General features: G+C 62.2%; 17 protein-coding genes. 6 read left to right on the plus strand and 11 right to left on the minus strand.

Translation table 11 applies throughout. From position 1 onward, the window contains the following. Nucleotides 1–131: 131 nt before the first annotated feature. A complete protein-coding gene (locus NKH41_RS02475; protein ID WP_352469598.1) occupies nt 132–1649 on the minus strand; it encodes a S10 family peptidase in 1518 nt (505 codons plus the stop codon). A 278-nt stretch (nt 1650–1927) separates the two neighbouring features. Between NKH41_RS02475 and NKH41_RS02480 the strand changes: the two genes are divergently transcribed. Then, nucleotides 1928–2425, plus strand: a complete 498-nt coding sequence (locus tag NKH41_RS02480; protein WP_352682601.1) for a hypothetical protein — start codon at nt 1928–1930, stop codon at nt 2423–2425. Nucleotides 2426–2534: 109 nt separating this feature from the next. Here NKH41_RS02480 and NKH41_RS02485 read toward each other — a convergent pair whose 3' ends face one another. Together NKH41_RS02485 and oiaX are read right to left on the minus strand one after the other, a co-directional pair. Next, a complete protein-coding gene (locus NKH41_RS02485; RefSeq protein WP_352767186.1) occupies nt 2535–3869 on the minus strand; it encodes a four-carbon acid sugar kinase family protein in 1335 nt (444 codons plus the stop codon). A 4-nt stretch (nt 3870–3873) separates the two neighbouring features. Then, nucleotides 3874–5136 (minus strand): 3-oxo-isoapionate-4-phosphate decarboxylase OiaX, encoded by a 1263-nt coding sequence (oiaX, locus tag NKH41_RS02490; protein ID WP_352767184.1) that lies wholly within the window; start codon nt 5134–5136, stop codon nt 3874–3876. Nucleotides 5137–5317: 181 nt separating this feature from the next. On the opposite strand from oiaX, the gene NKH41_RS02495 reads away from it, so the two are divergent. Together NKH41_RS02495 and NKH41_RS02500 are read left to right on the plus strand one after the other, a co-directional pair. Next, on the plus strand, nt 5318–6031 hold the full coding sequence (locus tag NKH41_RS02495; protein WP_292663135.1) for a transcriptional regulator NanR: 714 nt from the start codon (nt 5318–5320) through the stop codon (nt 6029–6031). A 304-nt stretch (nt 6032–6335) separates the two neighbouring features. Beyond that, nucleotides 6336–7304 carry a GlxA family transcriptional regulator gene (locus NKH41_RS02500; RefSeq protein WP_352767182.1) on the plus strand — a complete coding sequence of 323 codons (969 nt, stop codon included), beginning with the start codon at nt 6336–6338 and terminating at the stop codon, nt 7302–7304. A 76-nt stretch (nt 7305–7380) separates the two neighbouring features. Here NKH41_RS02500 and apnL read toward each other — a convergent pair whose 3' ends face one another. From apnL to NKH41_RS02535, 7 genes are all read right to left on the minus strand, one after another. After that, a complete protein-coding gene (apnL, locus tag NKH41_RS02505; RefSeq protein WP_352767180.1) occupies nt 7381–9288 on the minus strand; it encodes a D-apionate lactonase in 1908 nt (635 codons plus the stop codon). Further along, nucleotides 9285–10319, minus strand: a complete 1035-nt coding sequence (locus tag NKH41_RS02510) for a Gfo/Idh/MocA family protein (RefSeq protein WP_352767178.1) — start codon at nt 10317–10319, stop codon at nt 9285–9287. The genes apnL and NKH41_RS02510 overlap by 4 nt, the downstream gene beginning before the upstream one ends. Nucleotide 10320: 1 nt before the next feature. Further along, nucleotides 10321–11385, minus strand: coding sequence for an ABC transporter permease (locus NKH41_RS02515; protein ID WP_352767177.1), 1065 nt, complete (start codon nt 11383–11385; stop codon nt 10321–10323). After that, nucleotides 11382–12926 carry a sugar ABC transporter ATP-binding protein gene (locus NKH41_RS02520; protein WP_352777041.1) on the minus strand — a complete coding sequence of 515 codons (1545 nt, stop codon included), beginning with the start codon at nt 12924–12926 and terminating at the stop codon, nt 11382–11384. The genes NKH41_RS02515 and NKH41_RS02520 overlap by 4 nt, the downstream gene beginning before the upstream one ends. Further along, nucleotides 12923–13576 carry a DUF2291 family protein gene (locus NKH41_RS02525; protein ID WP_352448153.1) on the minus strand — a complete coding sequence of 218 codons (654 nt, stop codon included), beginning with the start codon at nt 13574–13576 and terminating at the stop codon, nt 12923–12925. Before NKH41_RS02525 ends, NKH41_RS02520 begins: the two co-directional genes overlap by 4 nt. 112 nt (nt 13577–13688) lie before the next feature. Continuing rightward, the gene (locus NKH41_RS02530; RefSeq protein ID WP_023675475.1) at nt 13689–14630 is read right to left on the minus strand and encodes a D-ribose ABC transporter substrate-binding protein; all 942 of its coding nucleotides are present in this window, start codon (nt 14628–14630) and stop codon (nt 13689–13691) included. Between the two features lie 268 nt (nt 14631–14898). After that, nucleotides 14899–15726 carry a phosphogluconate dehydrogenase C-terminal domain-containing protein gene (locus NKH41_RS02535; protein ID WP_352448154.1) on the minus strand — a complete coding sequence of 276 codons (828 nt, stop codon included), beginning with the start codon at nt 15724–15726 and terminating at the stop codon, nt 14899–14901. 341 nt (nt 15727–16067) lie between these two features. Here NKH41_RS02535 and NKH41_RS02540 point away from each other — a divergent pair, with 341 nt between their 5' ends. The 3 genes from NKH41_RS02540 to NKH41_RS02550 all read left to right on the plus strand — a co-directional run bounded on the left by NKH41_RS02540 (nt 16068) and on the right by NKH41_RS02550 (nt 18572). Beyond that, entirely contained in the window at nt 16068–16742 is a 675-nt protein-coding gene (locus NKH41_RS02540) for a DUF2161 domain-containing phosphodiesterase (RefSeq protein ID WP_352448155.1), read from the plus strand. Nucleotides 16743–16889: 147 nt separating this feature from the next. Further along, nucleotides 16890–17315, plus strand: coding sequence for a hypothetical protein (locus NKH41_RS02545; RefSeq protein WP_023675471.1), 426 nt, complete (start codon nt 16890–16892; stop codon nt 17313–17315). A 66-nt stretch (nt 17316–17381) separates the two neighbouring features. Then, nucleotides 17382–18572, plus strand: a complete 1191-nt coding sequence (locus NKH41_RS02550; protein WP_352501918.1) for an NADH-quinone oxidoreductase subunit D — start codon at nt 17382–17384, stop codon at nt 18570–18572. Nucleotides 18573–18858: 286 nt separating this feature from the next. Here the strand turns inward: NKH41_RS02550 and NKH41_RS02555 are convergent, their stop codons facing one another. Continuing rightward, nucleotides 18859–19290 carry a hypothetical protein gene (locus tag NKH41_RS02555; protein ID WP_023675469.1) on the minus strand — a complete coding sequence of 144 codons (432 nt, stop codon included), beginning with the start codon at nt 19288–19290 and terminating at the stop codon, nt 18859–18861. Between the last annotated feature and the right edge of the window lie 45 nt (nt 19291–19335).

The following is a 19335-nucleotide window of genomic DNA, read 5'->3' on the forward strand; positions in this document are numbered from 1 at the left end:
AGAGCCGGCTAATCCGTTGTCGAACGTCGCTGAAAGACGCCATCCTAGGTGTGTAACCGATCAATCGGGATGGAACTAGGGCCTGATGAGAGGGCGAACAGCGTATCCGGCGCTTTTTTGGCCAAACCGTCTCATTGCGTCGTTCGGTAAAGCTCGGACGCGGCCTGCTTCAGTGCCGCCCGTCCATCCGGCCTCAGATACATCATGTGCCCGCCCTCCAGCACCTCGGTGCGAATGGGCTTTGCGCCGGCAAGCGAAGGAATTTGACCAAGCAGGTAGCGCGAGCCCATGTACGGCGTCACCAGGTCGCTGTAGCCGTTGACGATCAGCACGCCGAGGCTGGGGTTTAGCACGCGCGCTTGTTGAAGGTCGTCCATGACACCCGCATAGCCCTGACGCGTCGCGCTCGTCCCATAGTCCCAATTGCCGCTGACTTCACGGTTGAGAAGCCGATAGCTGATATCCGTGCGGAAGTTCAATTCATCACGCACATAGCCGACGAAAGCGGAGGTGAGCGCCGGCACGCTTCGGTCGAGCACCGGATCGGGACCCTCGACTCCCAGGCTCTCTGGCGCCACGTCCGCAGTCGCGATGTTGCCGTCATAGGCGCTGAGAACATTGCCCTTTGCCCGTGCAAACTCCTTGGCGAACAGCCCTATGGGAATGCGTGCAAAGTGCCGCTGGACGAGATCGAGCGGCAGACCGGTGATTGCGGCGACACGCTGGCTCGCCAGACGTCCACCCTGCTCCAGCCCACCGGCCAGCGCGGCCAGATAATCGCCGAGCGCATAGCGTTCGACTTCCGCCAGCCGCTCCTGCAGGGCGGGGCCGGAAACACCTTCGCTGTGTAGGCGCACTGCCGCCAGCGACGGCAGTTCCAGCGCCCAGTGGAGCGGCTGGAACTCGTCCGGGCGCACCAGCGTGAATTCGAGCGCCGGCGAAATCAGCACGACGCCACTCGGGCTGATGCCGATGTCTTCCTGAAGCTTCCTGGCGAGCAATGCTGCTCGAAAGCCGCCATAGCTTTCGCCAGCCAGGAAGACAGGCGATGCCGTACGGTTCGTCTGCGCCAGATAGAGCCGGATAAACGCGCCTATCGACGCGGCGTCCTGGCTGACGCCCCAGAAGCTGTGTGCTTCCGTACCGGGCGCTTCACGGCTGTAACCGGTTCCGACAGGGTCCACAAAGACCAGGTCGGTCATGTCGAGCCAGGTGTCGGGGTTATCGAACAGCCTCTGCGGCGACGGCAGGAAACTTCCATCGGCCGCTGTCGCCAGAACCCGCGGACCGAGCGCGCCGAGATGGAGATAGGCGGAAGCTGCTCCCGGACCGCCATTGAACACGAAGGTGATCGGGCGACGCGGATCCGGTCCCGTTTCTTTCCCTGCGTGCAGAGCATAGGCGACATAGAAAATCTCGGCGGTGATATCGCCTTTGCCGGACGGCAATGACAGCGTGCCGGCCTTGGCCTCGTAATCGAGCGTGCGTCCGGCAATGACGATCGAATGATCGGAAGTCTGCGGCGGTGGCAGGAGCGAGAGAACCCCGCCTGTGGGCGGCGGCCGCTGGGCCGTCTCCGCATGACCGAACCCAGTTCCGGCAACCAACAGCAGAAGAGCGAGGGCGATTTCTTGCAGCTTGATAGGCATGACGTCTCCGGAGCAATTGGCTGGAAACTAGCACACCGTCGGCCGAACCAAAGTCACAGCACCGTGCGCCAGTACATCTGACAAGAAGGGGTCGAATTTGGAAATCCGATGCCCAGGCGGAAGATAGGGCGCGAGGGTCACGGCGGCAGCCTAACCTCTTCCAGCAGATGCGTGCGGCGGAATGGCGGACCAACGACTTCGTGAATTTTCTGCCGGTTGACTCGATTGGCCCACTTCCTAGGTTGGCATTCGGGGCTCCCGTGCAATCCGAAGTTGGTATGACATCTTTCCACACCCGAAAGCTTGCCCTTCTCCTTCTATCGGCAAGCGCCACCATCCTGTCTTCCTGCGTCATGCCCGACGACACGTCGAGCACTGCGAAGGAAGACGCCACGGCGGCGGCAGCCCGCAGGGAGATGGTCGGCCTTAGCGAGGCGGACGTTCGAATGTGCGCCGGCTTTCCTACCGCCACTGCCGATGTCGGCAAATCCGGCCAGATCTGGACCTATCAGCGCGTCGTTCAACGCGGCAATCTCAACATTGTCGTTCCGACCGTGGCCATTGGCCCCGTCCCGGCGCTGGGGGGTTCCGTCAACGTCGCCCCCGGCGGCTATTGCAACACGCAAATTCGAATGGTTGACGGTCATGTTGCCGAGGTTGCCTACGCCGGCGACAACAACCTGCCGAACAACCGCGATGCGCTCTGTGTCAGCACGGTAGACGCCTGTGTCGCCTACGCCCGTCAGTATCATCCAGGCAGGACAATGGGCAGATAGCGGGATGAGTGGCATTGCCGCTGATCTGAACGCCTGAGATTTCTGGTTTGCCGGCTAGTATCCTCGATCCCGATCGAGCATCACCGATTTGACCTGACATTCCCCGCTATCAACCGCCGACCCCATCGCGAATAGTGGAGAAATAGCGGTCGGTTCCGACCTGCCCGCCCTTGAGGGCAATTTCCAGCCCATCGATCGCCTTAATGCTTGAATGCGCCACACAAAGTGGCGAGCCCGGCGATGCCGGCAGCGGCATTCGCACAGTCAGCGCGTCTACGCCCATCTGGCCAAGTGCATGGCTCGACGTGTCGCCGCCGGCGATGACCACGCGCAGTAGCTTCTCTTGAAGCGTCAGTTCGCGGAGAACCTCGCCAAGGCCGTGGCCGAGCTTATGGCGGGCGCCTTCCCGGAGATCGATTTCTGCACCGCGGTCGGCCGCAGGCCCGAGCGCGGTGTAGAGGATGACGCTGCGCCCGGCCCGTAGGCTGGAGCGGCCGGTTGCCACCGCGCGCGCAATCGCGTCGTTCGAAGCCTCAGAAACCAGTTCGACTGGGTCGAGCTCGATCCCGTCGAAGCCGTCGGCCAGAGCATAACGGATCTGTCGTTCCGTCGTCGGCGAGCAGCTCCCCGAGACCACGGCGATCCTGTCGGCAGCGCCCGGCGGCGAAAAGGCGGATTTGGTATCCACGATCCGGTTCGCTGCCCATTCGACCAGCAAGGCATATTCGATGCCTGAAGAGCCGACGACGAAATAACCGCCCGGCTTGCGAGCGCGCCAAATCTCCTTGCCGGCAAGTGCCTGGGTTTCCAGGCTATCGACATCGACAAGCACAATACCTGAGCCATTCTCCACAAGCCGGTCGAATGCTTTCGACCGCGACGCAGACTGCAGCGTCGCCAGGTCGACCAGGCCCGAGGCGAGGCTGGTCTGGCGCGACAGATGGATCAGCAGGTCGGATTCGTCCATCGGCGTGGTCGGATGGCGGCTCATCACGGGATGGCGGTCGATGCGGAAATATTTTTCGCGATAGGCCGCGAACAGATGACCGAAGGCGGTGTAGCGCTTCAGCTGCGGCGCGCCGACCACCAGCGGCACGCCCTCTTGCCGGAAAACCGAGCGGCCGATTTCGATCGCCCGGCCGATGCTGCCGATTGCCGGGCTGGAATCGAAGGTCGAGCAGACCTTGTAGTGGCAGATCTCGGCGTTGACGGTCTTCAGCCAGGCGAAGGCATCTCGCAGATGCGTGTCCATCCACTGCGGCGTCTCGCTGCGGCTGGTGCCGGCCAGCCCAAGGGCGCGGCAATGCGCAAATTGCGAAAGCAGCGCCTCGTCCGGCTGGCGCATGAACAGGACGGTCGGCACGCCGCCGAGCTCGAGCGCCTCCATAACGTCGGTCGAGCCGGTCAGGTCATCGCCATAGTAACTCAGAAGCAGGTTTTGCATGGCGTCAGGCCGCCTCGCCCCCGCCGAACTTCTCGATCGACCGCGCCAGCTCGACATGGCTCAAGGCATAATCCGCCAACGGAATGTCCTGGACCGCCGCCTGCCAGGCCTGCTGCACGGCGCGCACGCCGGCGCCCGGCCCGTCCGGGTGGCTGACGATGCCACCACCGCAGAGATAGAGAAGATCGACCGTCCGGCCGGTTCGCTGGAAGGTTTCAGGCGCCTGCCCGCCCCACTGGCCGGAGCCGGCGACCGGCAATGCGCAATCGGCTGACGAAAAGATCGGCGTGGTCACCGCCTTGAAGGATTCGACGAAGGACCAGTCGGGTTCCCAGTATTTTGAGGCGATGCCGTTGATCTGGAACTGGTCGACGCCGAGCAGACGCCAGAACTGCTGCCAGACCTTGAAATCCATGCCAAGGCCGGGATGACGGGTGAGAATGTCCCAGCCATTGCGGTGGGCATGGAGCACAAGGCTGGAGCGTTTTCGAAGGTAAGCCATGCCGCCGAAACCGATCGAATTGATATTGACCACCGCGCAATTGCCGCCGGCCTTTGCCACCAGATCGTGGTTTCGCATCATCTCGTCGGGATCGGCATGTGAAATGCCGAAGGCATACATGACCTTCTTACCGGTCTTCTGCTCGTGGTCGAGGATCAGCGGCATGATTGCCCTCACCCGCTCCGACAGCGGCGAATAGGCCGGGCTCATCAGCTTCTCGTCGTCCTTGATGAAGTCGACGCCGGCCGCAATCAGCTCTTGCACCATTGCGGCCGTCTCGGGCGGGCGGAGCCCCAGCGCCGGCTTGACGATGGTCCCGATGATCGGACGATCCGCGACACCGGTCAGCCTGCGGCTGCCCGTGACGCCGAATTGCGGGCCCGGATGCGCGCGCCGGTACTCCTCTGGTAGCCTCATGTCGACGACCCGGATACCGGACAGGCCCTTGATCGAAAAGGTGCCGCCGATGGTGATGGTCATCAACGCCGACAGGTCGGTACCGATGGCGTCCAGCGGAAACGCGATGTCGACGTCGGCGCGCTTGACCGGGCCGTTGCGCGCTTCGGGACCGGTTTCGGGAAGAGACGGCCGATCCGCATCCGGCAGATGCCGTATCGCCAGGACTCGCGCTGCGACCCTGGCCTTGAGCTCTTCGGTCTCGCCGGCCAGCGCGACGAAGGTTCCGGTCGACTGGTCGCTTGCGATCTTGGCCGCCAGCGCCTCGATATTGCCCGGCGTTTCGATGCGATAGGTGAGAACAATCATATTCGCGCGGCCTGCCGGGTGGTTCGAAAAAGGTTCCTTGGCCCTTGAAATCTGGTATAATGAGTACATAAGCTTTGCAAGCCCTATCCGGCTTGGCGGTAAGGGCGAGCCGGCAGCAGGCGTTCCGGAATTCACGGCGGAAATGCTAGATAGGGGCCGGTCAAAGGAGTGATTCGCGACGATGAACCGTTCGGAGCCGATCGTCCGGCGCAAGCTTTCCGACGAAGTATTCTTGAGACTGAAGCGCCTGATCACCAGCGGCGAATTGCTGCCGGGTGACGACATGCCGTCGGAGCGCGAATTGATGGAGCGCTTCGAGGTCGGCAGGCCGGCGATCCGCGAGGCAATGCAGGCGTTGAGCAATATGGGCCTCGTCGCGATCTCGCATGGCGAGCGGGCGAAAGTGCTGCAGCTGACCGCCAAGTCGATCATCAAACAGGTCGACGGCGCCGCCAAGATCATCCTGTCGTCGTCGAAGGACACGCTGGAGCACCTCAAGAACGCGCGTATCTTCTTCGAGCGCGGCATGGTCAGGGAAGCCGCAGAGAAGGCAACCGCCGAGGACGTGCAGCGGTTGCGCGCAACGGTTGCCGAGCAGCGCAGCCATCGTGGCGACTCGGAAGCCTTTATATCCGCCGACATGAAATTCCACACCCAGATCGCGGCAATATCCGGCAACCCGATCTATGTCGCCGTCAGCGAGGCAATGCTTGGCTGGCTAAAGGAATACCACACCGAAATGCTGATCTGGACCGGCAAGGAAAAGTTCACGCTGACCGAGCACGAAGAGATCATCGGACGCATCGAGGCCAAGGATGCGGATGGCGCCGAGAAGGCGATGATCAAGCACCTCGAACGCTCGCGTGCGCTTTACGTGATGAACTCCGGCAGCTGAAAATCAAGAGCAAGGTCCCGACCGCAGCGGCCGGCACCTTGCTCTCGGCCTACTGACTGACCACAGATCAGCCTGAGCCCGGACCGACGCAGTTTTCTGTTGCGTCTGAATCCGATGTATGTGCCGCGTGTTTTCATTCAACGATTTCAGCATTTGCATCTTCCCAGCCATGGATTTCCGCGGCCCGCTTTCGTCAGCAAGCCCGCATAGGCCCTCCTGGAGGCGCCGCGCTTGTTCTGGGATTGGCAATTCTTGCAAAGACTATGCTAGGCTTGCCATCCGAGAACGATACTGGAGTACCGCAATGGCTGACAGGGGCCTCCACGTTGTGATCTGGCTGCCGTCGAATTTCTATTCGGCCGTCGTCTCGACGCTCGTGGAAATGTTTCAGCTTGTGAATGACGTCTGCCGTTCGCAGGTTCTCTCCTGTGAGTTCGTTTCAAGGAGCGCGCCGTCGGCATCGAGCACCGGAATTTCCTTCCCGACAAAGGCTCAACCATCCCGGAAAATGGATGTCCTGATTCTCATTGCCATGCCGGGTGTCGAGATTCCGGAGCTTCTGCGCTCGCTCGACGAGGAGAGTGAGCATTCAAAACCGCTGATCGCGCTCGCGCAGCAGCAGGACGCAATCATCGCAGCACATTGCGGCGCGTGTTATCTGCTCGCCACTTCGGGATTGTTGGACGGCAAGCGCGCAACGATATCCTGGTGGCTGAAGAACGAGGCAAGCCGCCGGTTTCCGCAAGTGCGATGGGACGCTTCCCGCCTGCTCATTCGCCAGGACCGCCTTTACACATGTGGAGGCGGGTTTTCCGGACTCGAACTCGCCAGGGCTTTGCTGATCGATCTGGGCTTCGAGAAGGAAGAACGGATCATTCGAAAACTTCTGGTTCTTCCTCCGCCGCGCAAATTCCAGAGTCCCTACGAATTTCCTCTCGACAAAATTTCGAACGAGGCCAGCCCATTCGAGAACAAGCTGCGCGAGCTCTCGAAAGACAAGATGTCAGAAATCGATTTGAAATTTCTTGCAACCGAATTGGCAATGTCTTCGCGAACCCTGTCTCGCAGGTTTTTCGACGAGCTCCAGACAACGCCGGGAAAATGGATCCAGGAAAGGCGGCTGGAGTTGGCAAGGTCCATGCTTGAGGAAACGAAACTGAGCGTCTCAGAAATCTGCTATCGGGTGGGATATCAGGACGTCGCTTCGTTCAGCCGTCTTTTTTCCAAGACAACTGGAATGGCACCAGGCGAGTTTCGAAAGCAAGTCCGGTGACAAGTCGGCAGCGGAAGTGCTGCGGCTACGGGCAACCGCTGCGGAACTGCGGCGATTCATGAACCCCGGCGTGACTTCAGCCAATCCGGACGATTGCGTAGGGCGTCATGACAAGACGGTCTCGGCCCGACGCGTCGCGCTGAATCTGGCGTGACGTTCGTCCATCCCAGATATTCAGAAAACCCTGATCGGAACCGAGCCCGGAAACATCGACTGGAAGGTCGTCCGGAGTAAGGTTCGCCAGCCAGACGATGATCTTGCCTGTCTGGGAGTGGCCGGCCAGTGCCAGCACCCGCGTCTCATCGGTCGTTGTCGCCGCCACATGCGCATGGCCGGCCAGATCGCAAAGTCCTTTCACCGCGTGGAAAATCGGCCGGGGTGTACCTTCTTTGACAGGTTCGCCCGACGAGGCCAGCACGCCGAATGGTCCGGTGAAGCTGCAGAGCGTCAGCATTTCGAGCCCGGCCGGCGCAACGCGCGCGGCATAGCCGATCGTCCATGCGGCCCCGAACAGCCCGGCATGGCGAGGGTCGCGGTTGGCCATGGCAATGCGCTGACCGTCGGGATTAGCCTTGGTCGCGCCGCCATAAGGGTTCTGGCGCATGGCAATGGTCGACGGCCCGATCCGATAAGGTATTGTTCCGAAGATCGTTCGTACTGACGCCGTGATGAAAGGCAACGCCTCCAGCGATTGCATGACGCTGAGATCGTCGGAGGCGTGCACGATCGGGCAGGTGCAATGCGTGACGAAATCGAGCGGGTCGGCCGGCACACGCTTGCGATTGAGTTCGGTGAAATAGCTGAACATGCCGCCGCCGAGGCGGCTGTCGGGAAAGGAGCGCCGCGCCGCGGCGTAGACGTCTTCGAGCGGCGGGCAGTGCGGCCACGCGCTGCCCGGTGGCGTCGACTGCCGGTCGACCGAGGGCGAGACGGCAATGGCCGAAAGCTTGAGCCCGGCCTGGCGCACCCTGTCGGCGACGCCTGAAAGCTCGGCGTCGAGATCGCCGTCGCCGGCAATGACACATTCGAGCGTTGTCCGGACCGGATAGGCGGCGGCGAGCCGGGCGTAGGATCGCAAGGCGTCGGGCCCATGGCCACGCGTCGGGTCGTAGTGGAACATCAATTGCTGCGGACCAAGCTCGCACAGCACCGACAACTTGCCCAGCGCCGCCTCGACCTCATCCGGGTAGATGATCACGCCAACATCCGGCAGCGCCGGTCCGGCTTGGCCGAGCGTGACGCGAATTGGTTCCGCGATTGCCGCAGCAGCCGGCACTTTCCCGCAACCCTCTATCCGCAAACTAGTGGTCTGGCGGAAGGTCTTGCCGGCAGGCAGCACATAGGGCCATGGCAGCGCGAGCGGCCGGACATAGGTCTTGTAGGAGGCATCCGACCAGTTGCGCTGGTCCTCCATCTCGAACGTGTCGCCTTGCATCCGGCATTCGGCGGTGACGCCCGGCCGGATCTCATGGGTGATCGCCCGCAGATCCTTGAAAGGCTGCCAGGCATCGATCAGCTCTGGAAGCCGCGTCGTGACCACGCTGCCATCGGTATGCTCGACCGTGACCGGGCTGCCGGCCAGCCGGGCAATTGGATGCAGGATGCAGAAGCCGCAGCGATTGGTCTCGAAATCGTTGTCGGGAAGAGCGCTCACGTCGAAGATCAGCTGGCCATCGGCCGAGCCCTTGATGGTCGCACGGAAGTCGAGCCGGCTTCCCTCTGGTCCGAAACAACCTGCCGAATAGCTGACGAAGAAAGCGTCATCGCCCTGGTCGATGATTAAATCGGTGAGCGCCGGCTCGTAGGTGCCCCAGTCGCGATCCCTGACGATGAAGGCGACGGCGCGCAGAACCTCGGTGCCGCCATGTCGGATAGTGCGCAGATTGCCGTTGACGAAGTCCGCCGTCAGCGCGCCGGCGCGCAGCCTGACCGGTTCGGCTTCAACTGCACGTGTACCGTAGAGGAGGAAGGCGTCGGCTGTCATTTCAGCAAGGCGTCGAGTTGCACCGGCTCCCGGCTTGCGGCGCCGGCATAGGCTGCCTCGACCAGCGCTAATGTCTTGAGGTTGTCCGCGCCCGAGGTCGCGGGCTCGGCTCCGTTGGTCAGGCAATCGACCCAGTGCTTTTGAATGGCGACGACGCTTTCCTGGATGTTGTGCCACGGCCGTGATGCCCAGGCCAGCAGCGGTGGCGAGACGTTGCTCACGGCTGTCCCGCTCCTGCCGGTGACGGTTAGCCGGTAGCCCTGCGCCAGCCGGATCGTGCCGTCGCTGCCGTCGATCTCGATCAGCGTCTCCGGAAACGGCTCGGTAGCAAGCTTGCTCGCGTAGCTGCAGTCGACCACGGAAGTGGCGCCGCTCGTGTGGTCCAACAGCATCGTCGCAACGTCCTCGCCGGCAATGCCGGGATTGATGCGCGCCGTTCGCGCAGTGACGGTCGAGACGTCGCCCAGCAGGAAGCGGGCGATGTCGAGGATGTGGATACCCAGATCCTCGATGATGAAGCGCTTTCCCGTCGACAGATAAGGCTGGCCGGAAAACACGTCATAGGCAGAGCGGAACGAGATCCGTCCGAAAAAGGGGGTGCCGATTTCGCCGCTGTCGAGCACGGTACGCACCGCCTGGATCGGCGACTGCCAGCGAAAATTCTCATGCACCATCAGCGGCACGCCGGCGTCAGCACAGGCCTTTACCATCGCCTTGGCATCGGCAAGCGTCGGCGCAAACGGTTTTTGGCAGATTGCCGGAACGCCGTGCTGCGCTGCCATCTCCACGAGCATTCTGTGGCTTGGTGCGGTGGTGGCGATGTCGACGAAATCCAGCCTTTCGCCGGCAAACAGCGCGGCCGCATCGGTATAGCGCCGCGCGACCCCGAACTGGTCACCGACGACCCTCAACCGGTCCGGATTGCGGTCGCAGATGGCGGCGATCGAGGCGCCCTCTATGTCGCGCCAGGCATGCATTTGGTTGACGGCGAAGAAGCCGCAGCCGATCAGCGCTCCCCGCAGCTCCGCCATGTCAGCCGGCCTTTGCCATCTGCATCAGCGTGACACGGCTCTGCAGCCGGCGCTGTGCCTGATCGACGACGACGGCGACGATGATGACGAGGCCCTTGATCACCATCTGCCAGAACGAGCTCACTCCCATCATCACCAGCCCGTCGGAAAGGATGCCGATTACGAAGGCGCCGACAATGGTACCGCCGATGGTACCGCGTCCGCCCGACATCGAGGTGCCGCCGAGCACTGCCGCGGCAATGGCGTTGAGCTCGAAGCTCTCTCCGGTCGCCGGATGCGAGGCCATCAGTTCGGACGAGATGATCAGCCCGACGATCGCCGCGCAGAAGCCGGAGAACATGTAGACGAACATCTTCACCATGTTGACGCGGACGCCTGAAATCCGCGCCGCCCGCTCATTGCCGCCGACGGCGAAGATGTGGCGGCCGAGCGGGGTGTATTTGGCGAGATAGGCCGCCCCTACCGCAACAACGAGCAGAATCCAGAGCGCGACCGGCAGGCCGAGCAACCGGCCGGCGCCGAGAAAGCCGAATCCGGTGGTGCCGAGCTCCGGCTTGCCGACGAGATTGGGGAAAGTACGGCCGTCCGACGACAGCAGCGCCAGGCCGCGTGCGACATAGAGCACGCCGAGCGTGGCAATGAAAGGCGCAACATTAAGCCTGGTGATCAGCAAGCCGTTGACGGCGCCGATCAATATGCCGACGGCAAGCGTGATTAGCGCGATCTCGAAGACGTTGAAATAGATGGTGTAGCCGACCTGCAGGTCGATGCCGTTGAGCACGAGGTAGCCGGCCACCATGCCGCACAGGCCGACGATTGAGCCGACCGACAGGTCGATGCCGCCGGTGATGATGACGAAGGTCATGCCCATTGCGAGGAATGCGTTCAGCGCCACGTGCTTCGACATCAGGATAAGATTGGCGGCCGATAGGAAATTGGGGGCGGCTATCGAGAAGAATAACAGCACGGCGATCAGCGCGATGAACGTCCTCGCCTTCATCAGCGTCAACAGGACCGAGCCGCCCGACATGGAGTTGACCGCCGCCTTGGCTGGGATGTCAGTCATGCGCCTTGCTCTCCGTGCGGGACCGGTCCGTGGCCGAAGGCCGAGGCAGCGACGAGCGCGGCCTCCGTCGCCTCTGCGCGATCGAACATGCCGGTCAATTTTCCATTGCTCATCACTGCGATACGGTCGGACAACGCCATCACTTCGTCGAGATCGGAGGTGGCAAACAGAATCCCCAGGCCGTCGCGCGACAGCTTGCGCATGGTGCGGAACACGTCGGCCTTGGCGCCGACGTCGATGCCGCGGCTGGGCTCGTCCATCAACAGCACCTTCGGGCCGGTGAGCAGCGCCTTGCCGATCACCACCTTCTGCTGGTTGCCGCCTGACAGCGACGAGACTTCCTGCGCCGGATCGGCGACCTTGATGGCCAGTTCGCGCACCGTCTGGGTCACCGCCTGTCGTTCGGCGGCACCACGAATGTGGAACAGGCGCACGAACCGCGACAGGCTGGCCAGCGTCAGATTGCTGGCGACGGAGAGGATCGACACCAGCCCTTCGCGCTGGCGGTCTTCGGGAATCAGCGCCAGGCCGCGCCGGATGCGCCGCGTCGTGTCGCGCTCGTGCACTTTTTTGCCGGCAATGAATATCGTGCCCGTCGAATGGCCGTGGCGGCCCATGATGCAGTCGAACAGCTCGCTGCGTCCGGCGCCCATCAGGCCATAGATGCCGAGAATTTCGCCGGCGCGCAGCGACAGCGAGACGTGATCGACCGCAAGCCCGCCGGTGACGCGCGGCAGGCAGATGTCCTCGGCGCGGAATATTTCCTCGCCCGGCACATGGCCGTCGGCCTTGGCGAAGTCCTTGGCGTCCGAGCCGATCATCTGCCGCACGATCCACTGGGTGTCGACGTCTTTCATCTTCGCCTGGCCGGTGATGCGGCCGTCGCGCAGCACCGTGATGGTGTCGCCGATGCGGATCAGCTCCTCGAGCCGGTGCGAGATGTAGACGACTGCCACGCCGCGTGCCTTGAGGTCGGCAATCACCTTGAACAGTATCTCGACTTCCGCCGCGCTGAGCGCCGAGGTCGGTTCATCCATGATCAGGATGCGCGCATCGAGCGAAACCGCCTTGGCGATCTCGACCAGCTGCTGCTGGCCGATGCGCAGATCCTCGACCAGCATGTCGGGCCGGATGCCGGCTTCCAGGCGTTCAAGGAACTCCGCCGCGCGGCGCTCCTGCTCCTTGCGGTCGATCTTGCGGAAGCGGTTGGTGATCTCGCGGGTGGCGAAAATATTTTCGGCGACAGTCAGATTGCCGAACAGATTCAGCTCCTGGAAAACCATGCCGATGCCGCGGCTCACGGCATCACCGGAAGACGAGAATGAAACCTCCTCGCCGTCCAGAAGGATGCGCCCGAGCGTCGGTTGCTCGACGCCGGCGATGATCTTCATCAGCGTCGATTTGCCGGCTCCGTTTTCGCCGACCAGCACGTTGACCGCGCCTTTGCGCACCTCGAAATTCGCCCGCTTGACCGCGACGGTGCCGGAATAGACTTTCGAGACGTCCTCCAGCTTCAGGATGACATCTTGATCGCCGGTCATGGCTTCGGCCCGATCTTTGCCTCCGCCGGCGTCACCAGCGGCAGGTCCTGGCCACTGCCCGGCGTATAGGCGCCAAGTACCTCGACGCTGCGGCCCTCGAGTGCCTCGCGCGGCAGCTTGGAAAGCACGGTCTTGTCGGCATAGGCGTTGAAAGCCTTGCCGAACTGGGCGAAGTCGATCTGGTTGGTGAAATCGTTGAACTGGATGAAGTCGAGGCTGTCGCGCAGCGCGGTTCCGCGCATGGCGGGTCCGATCTGCACCCGCGCGTCCGCCTTGCCGTCGCCGTCAGCATCGATGTCCATCGTCGCCGCGCGTGACTGTGTATTGGCTGCAACGACCTTGCCCTCGAGCCGAACCGCGAAGGTCCATGGCGAATTCGCCTGCTTCTTCGGGTTGCCGTATTTGGCGCCGGCAGCGGCGGGATCGGTCTTGGCCAAGGTGTGAACCTCGGCAAACGGCCCGGCCTTCTGCTGCAGATAGGGTATGACTTTCGCCGCCCAGATGTCCTCGACCATCTTGTCGGGATTGAATGCGGAGCCAGTGCCGCCGTTTTCCGCTGACGGCGTCGGCAGGATCTTGCAGGCGGTCAGGCTGACTATAGCTGCAAGGAACGACGCGACAAGGATCGGCCGGGTCAGCTTGTTGAACATGTCGGCTCGTTCGGCATGGCAGTCAGGAGCACCCAAAGAAATGGAAGAAAGGGCGAAATGGAAGCAAGGGACGAACCGGAGGCTCGTCCCTTGCTGCTGATGTTACACCGGCTCAGTTGGTGAGCGCGAATGTCTCCAGCTTGGCGGCATTGTCGCCATTGACCAGGACGCAGTCCATCAGCTGCTTTTCTTCGGCGGGAGACTTCTTGTTTTTGATGAAGTCGTTGGCCTGCTCGACCGCCATCTGCGCCTGCGCGAAGGCCGGCTGCAGGACTGTCGCCTTGATGCCGCCGGAGGTGATCGAGTCGCGCACGTCGTTCGACCCGTCGAAGCCGACGACGATGACGTCTTTGCGGCCGGCAGCGGCAAGTGCCGCGTAAGCGCCCATCGCCATCGTGTCGTTGCCGGAGATCACGCCCTTGATATCGGGATTGGCCTGGAGGATCGATTCCATCTTTGAATAGGCCTCGGTCTGGCTCCAATTGGCCGACTGCTGCGCCACCATCTTCAGGTCCGGATAGTCGTCGATGACGTCGTGGTAACCCTTGGAGCGGATGCCGGCATTGGTGTCGGATTCCTTGCCGACGAGCTCGACGAAATTACCCTTCTCGCCCATCAGCTTGACGAATTCCTGTGCGCCGAGCTGGGCGCCCTGATAATTGTTGGAGACGATCTGCGCGACGGCAACGCCGGTGGCATTGATCTCGCGATCGATCAGGAAGGAAGGAACGCCCGCGTCCTTGGCCTTCTGCACCGCGGCGACGGTGGCGTCGGCGCCGGCATTGTCGAGGATGATCGCCTTGGCGCCGCGGCCGATCGCCGTGTCGATCAATTCGGACTGCTTGTTGGCGTCGTCGTCATGGACGAGCACCAACGCCTCGTAACCGAGTTCCTTGGCCTTGGCCTCCGCGCCGACAGCTTCCGCCTTGAAGAACGGATTGTCATGCGAGGGCGTGATGATGGCGATCAAATCCGCCGCATAGGCGGGTGCGGCGGTGCCAAGCGCCAGCATGCCGGCAAAAGCCGCAAGCGTCATTCTGCGTGTCAGTTTCATGTATTCCTCCCGTTGAAAATCCGTGCCTTGTCCCAAGGCTATATGCATTCGATTTCGTTAGCCGGCCGTAGGCGGCGGGTCGCGTCAGATTCACAAGCCCTTGGCCGGCTTCACCTCGACGGATCGCTCCCCCCTATCCTCCATTCATCCAGCGCCTGATCCTGCTGCGAAGCTTGACTGTCCGATCCATCGAACAGCTAAGCCAACTGGTATAATGAGTCAATGACAATTTCAGGTGACATGTTCCGGGGAGAACGCGTCGCTGCCCTCAAGTGATGCGCTGAATGCTCGCGGCAATCTCCTCCGGCTCGAACACCCGCTTCCAGTCATCGCGCATCAGCACCGGCTTGCCGAACTCTATCGCCTTGTTGCAGGCGTCGGAGAACACGCCTTTGGTCTCGCCGAAGATGACGGCGCCAAGCACGTTCATATGACCAAGCAGGAAGTCGAGCGCCGCCTGCTTGTCGACCCCGCGCGCCACCACCTCGTCGACCGCCTCTTTCATGATGACGAGCAGCGAAGCGCATACCGTTTCCGAAAGGCCGGGCTCGAGCAGGGCCATCTGATCGACAGTGACGCGATGGGAGCGCATGACCGGCGCCCAGATGATTTTTGCGATCGCCTCACCCTTGGCGAAATCTTCCTCCGGTCCCTGCATCAAGGCGCTGACCATGTGCTGCTTGGCCTTGACGCCGCCGAAATAATCCTTCTTGGCCGCCATGTCGGTCTCGTCGTTGAAGATCGGCGGATGGCACGGGTGGGTGACGAAATAGGTCAGGTCCGGCCGCTTCGGCAAATGCCCGGCGAAAGGTGCCGCAGCGTCGAGCACGACGATCATCGTGCCTGATGCAAGCTTGCTCTCGATACTCGCCGCGACCTTGCCGATGTGCGTGTCCGGCACCGCCAGGATCACCACATCGGCGCCATCAAGCGCCACATCGGCGCTGACGGCATCGATGCCGAGGCCCGACTTAAGCCGCTCGCGGCCGGCGTCGCTGACCTCGACATGGCGTATCGTATAGGGAGATCCGCGAAAATTGGTCGACAGACGGTAACCCATTTTGCCGCCCGCACCAAACAGCGCAATCGTTGTCATGTGTCCGTTACTCCTGAATTCCAACGACGGCCCTGCCGATCGTCATCCCATTGACTTGTATGCACATTGCCGCCGGTTGGCGGATTAGAGAACGCAGGGGAGCCGCCGCTCAAATGACGATGCCATGGACGATGTCTCGGGCGCCCGGATGTCCAGCACAGCGCAGCTACGCGGAGCATGCTACCTTAGGTACACATTATACCAGCATACCAAATTGGCAAGCGGCCATGGCACGGCTCTGACCACTTGCTCGGCCGTCGTTTACCTCCTGTTCAACGGCAAGGAGCGATCATCGCGCTGAACCGCCGATCGGCGGGATGATTCGCAGCCGACAAAGGCCCATGCTCGAAACGTCACTCTACAGCCCGGTCAAGGCCTTCCTCGAAGGCCTGGGATTTATAGTCAAGGGCGAGATCGGCGGCTGCGATCTGCTGGCGCTGAGTGCCGACTCTCCACCGATCGTCGTCATCTGCGAGCTGAAGCTGAAGTTCAATCTCGAGCTCATCCTCCAGGGCATCGACCGTATGGCGGCGAGCGACGAGGTCTGGCTAGCGGCATGCATGTCGGCCCGTGGCAAGGGCCGTGAGAGCGATGTGAGATACCGCAATCTCTGCCGTCGGCTCGGCTTTGGCCTGCTTGGCGTGCGACCGAACGGCGAGGTTCAGGTGCTGCTCAGCCCGACGGCATTGGCTCCGCGTCGCGATCCCCGGCGCCGCTCGAAGCTGATCGATGAACATCGGCGTCGGCAGGGCGATCCTGTCGCCGGCGGCGGCTCGCGTGCGCCGATCATGACCGCTTATCGCCAGCAGGCGCTGGCATGCGCCGCAGCCCTCGCCGACGGCCCAAAGCGGCCGCGTGACTTGAAGCCCAACCTGCCGAACGCGCCTAAGATCCTGCTGCACAATGTGTATCGCTGGTTCGCGCGCACCGATCGCGGGATCTATGAACTGACCGCTCAGGGCCGTGAGGCGTTGCAGCGCTGGCCGCAGCCCGATCGCAGCCACACCGCTGCCTGAGACAGGCAACGCCGGATTTCGCGCCCTGCTTTCCGCGCCAATCACGGCTTTCGGCAAGACATCACCTCGGTCACGGAACCATATTTCGACACGATGGTTTTGTCGTCACCGAATTGATCGTCCGCTGAGCAAACGGAAGGAACGGCTATGCGCCTATCGACGACAATTGCCACACTTTCGGCACTGGCCCTTGCCTCGCCGGTCTATGCGCAATCCGTGGGACCAGAGCTTGCCCCTGTCCCGCCGACGGCCCCGCAAACCCTGCCAGAGCAAGCCACGCCCGAAGGGACCACTCCCGACCAGACTACACCTGACCAAGCCTTCTCCGCCCAGAATTTCACCGCAGTGACAATCGTGGCGATGGAGGATCTGCCTCCTGACATCAAGGCACAGGCGGAGGCCGTCGTCACCCAGACCAGCGCCGAGGATTTGCGCATCCTGCAAAGTTCGATCGACGCATCGCCGCAGGCGGCATCGGCGCTGGCGGCGAACGGGCTTAATTCCACGCAGGTCGTCGCAGCCAATATCGACGGCGACGGCACGCTGACGCTGATCATCCAGACGACGACGTGAGCGGCTGAAAGCGGACAAGCCGGCTCCGGCACGGAACCAAAGCCCGCTTGATCGCGGAGGACTGTCATGGCCGAGGCTGCAGTTCGCAACTTCACCATCAATTTCGGGCCACAACATCCCTCCGCTCACGGCGTCCTGCGGCTGGTGCTCGAACTCGACGGCGAGATCGTGGAACGCGCCGATCCCCATATCGGCCTGCTGCATCGCGGCACCGAAAAGCTCATCGAGTACAAGAACTACCTGCAGGCCTTGCCCTATTTCGACCGGCTCGACTACGTCGCGCCGATGAACCAGGAGCATGCATTCTGTCTCGCCGCCGAGAAGCTCCTCGAAATATCGGTTCCGAAACGCGGACAGCTCATCCGCGTGCTTTTCTGCGAAATAGGCCGGCTGTTATCGCACCTCCTCAACGTCACCACGCAAGCCATGGACATCGGCGCGCTGACGCCGCCGCTCTGGGGTTTCGCCGAGCGCGAGAAGCTGATGGTCTTTTATGAGCGCGCGTCCGGCGCCCGCATGCACGCGAATTATTTCAGGGTCGGCGGCGTGCATCAGGATCTGCCGCCGGAACTCCTAGACGACATCTGGAAGTTCTGTGATCCGTTCCTCAAGGTCTGCGACAATCTCGAAGAGCTGTTGACCGAGAACCGCATCTTCAAGCAGCGCAATGTCGATGTCGGGGTGATCGGCCTCGATGATGCCTGGGCCTGGGGCTTTTCCGGCGTGATGGTGCGCGGATCGGGCGCGTCCTGGGACCTGCGCAAGGCGCAGCCATACGAATGCTATTCGGAGATGGATTTCGATATCCCAGTCGGCAAGCATGGCGACTGCTACGACCGCTATCTCGTCCGCATGGAGGAAATGCGCCAGTCGGTCCGGATCATGCGGCAATGTCTGGAAAAGTTGCGCTCACCAGAAGGCCAGGGACCGGTCGCTATTCCGAGCCACAAGATCACGCCGCCGCCGCGTGCCACGATGAAGCGCTCGATGGAAGCGACGATCCACCACTTCAAACTTTATACCGAAGGCATTCGCGTGCCGAGCGGTGAAGTCTATGCCGCCGTCGAGGCGCCGAAGGGTGAATTCGGCGTCTACCTCGTGTCGGACGGGGGCAACGTTCCCTACCGATGCAAGATCCGCGCACCTTCCTTCGCCCACCTGCAAGCGATGGATTTCCTGTCCCGAGGCCATATGATCGCCGATGTTGCCGCGATCATCGGCTCGCTCGACATCGTGTTCGGAGAAATCGATCGCTAGTTTAGCCAGGTCGCAGGATCTTCCCCGATCGCAGGATCATTCGTCGTTAGTAGCCGCGCAGGCAGGCCTGGACGGCGCTCGACCGCCGGTCAGACGAAGGCTCTCACCTGTGGCGGGCCAGCTCAAATTCTCACATCAAAGACGGACGCATGGCCGCGACAAGGCGCAGCCAAGCGTCAAGGAGTTTCACAATCTGCGCGGCCCGACGGCGCACGAGCCCTTCCAAGTTCGGAAGCGCTCTCCACGGCGCGGAAAGAACGCGTGTTCCGCCGTTCCTCGTACCGCCTCAATGCACGATCAAGCCCTTCATCCAGGCAACAAATCTGTTGCCGCGAACTATCCCGCGCACCCTGGCAGCGGCCCATCTCGCTTGCATCGTAGCGCCGACATGGCAATGGCAGACGATTTGGTGCAACTGCCGGTCGCTCAGTTCGAAGAAGCGCTTTGCCTCACCATAGGTATCATCGCTGAGGCCCATGGCACGCAGAACCGGATCCTCGAAGGCGACAGTGAGCGGCGTCCCAGCGCCACGCGATCTGTCGCGCGCTTCCCTGTTCATATATTCGGTGCCTGGAAGCGCCCCAAGGCATCGCGTCGGGTTTTGTTCGAGAAGTTCCGCCCAACGTTCAATCCGCTGGGTTCGAGTCATCGCCGGATACGCCGCGAAGGACTCAACTTCCGCGACGGCCTGCAGTTGGTCGAGTGTTTGATGTTTCATGGTCGGCTCCTGTCGACAGGTGAATTCGCCCACGCCTACATGAGC

Source organism: Mesorhizobium sp. M1169 (assembly GCF_040318345.1).
Lineage (GTDB): Bacteria > Pseudomonadota > Alphaproteobacteria > Rhizobiales > Rhizobiaceae > Mesorhizobium.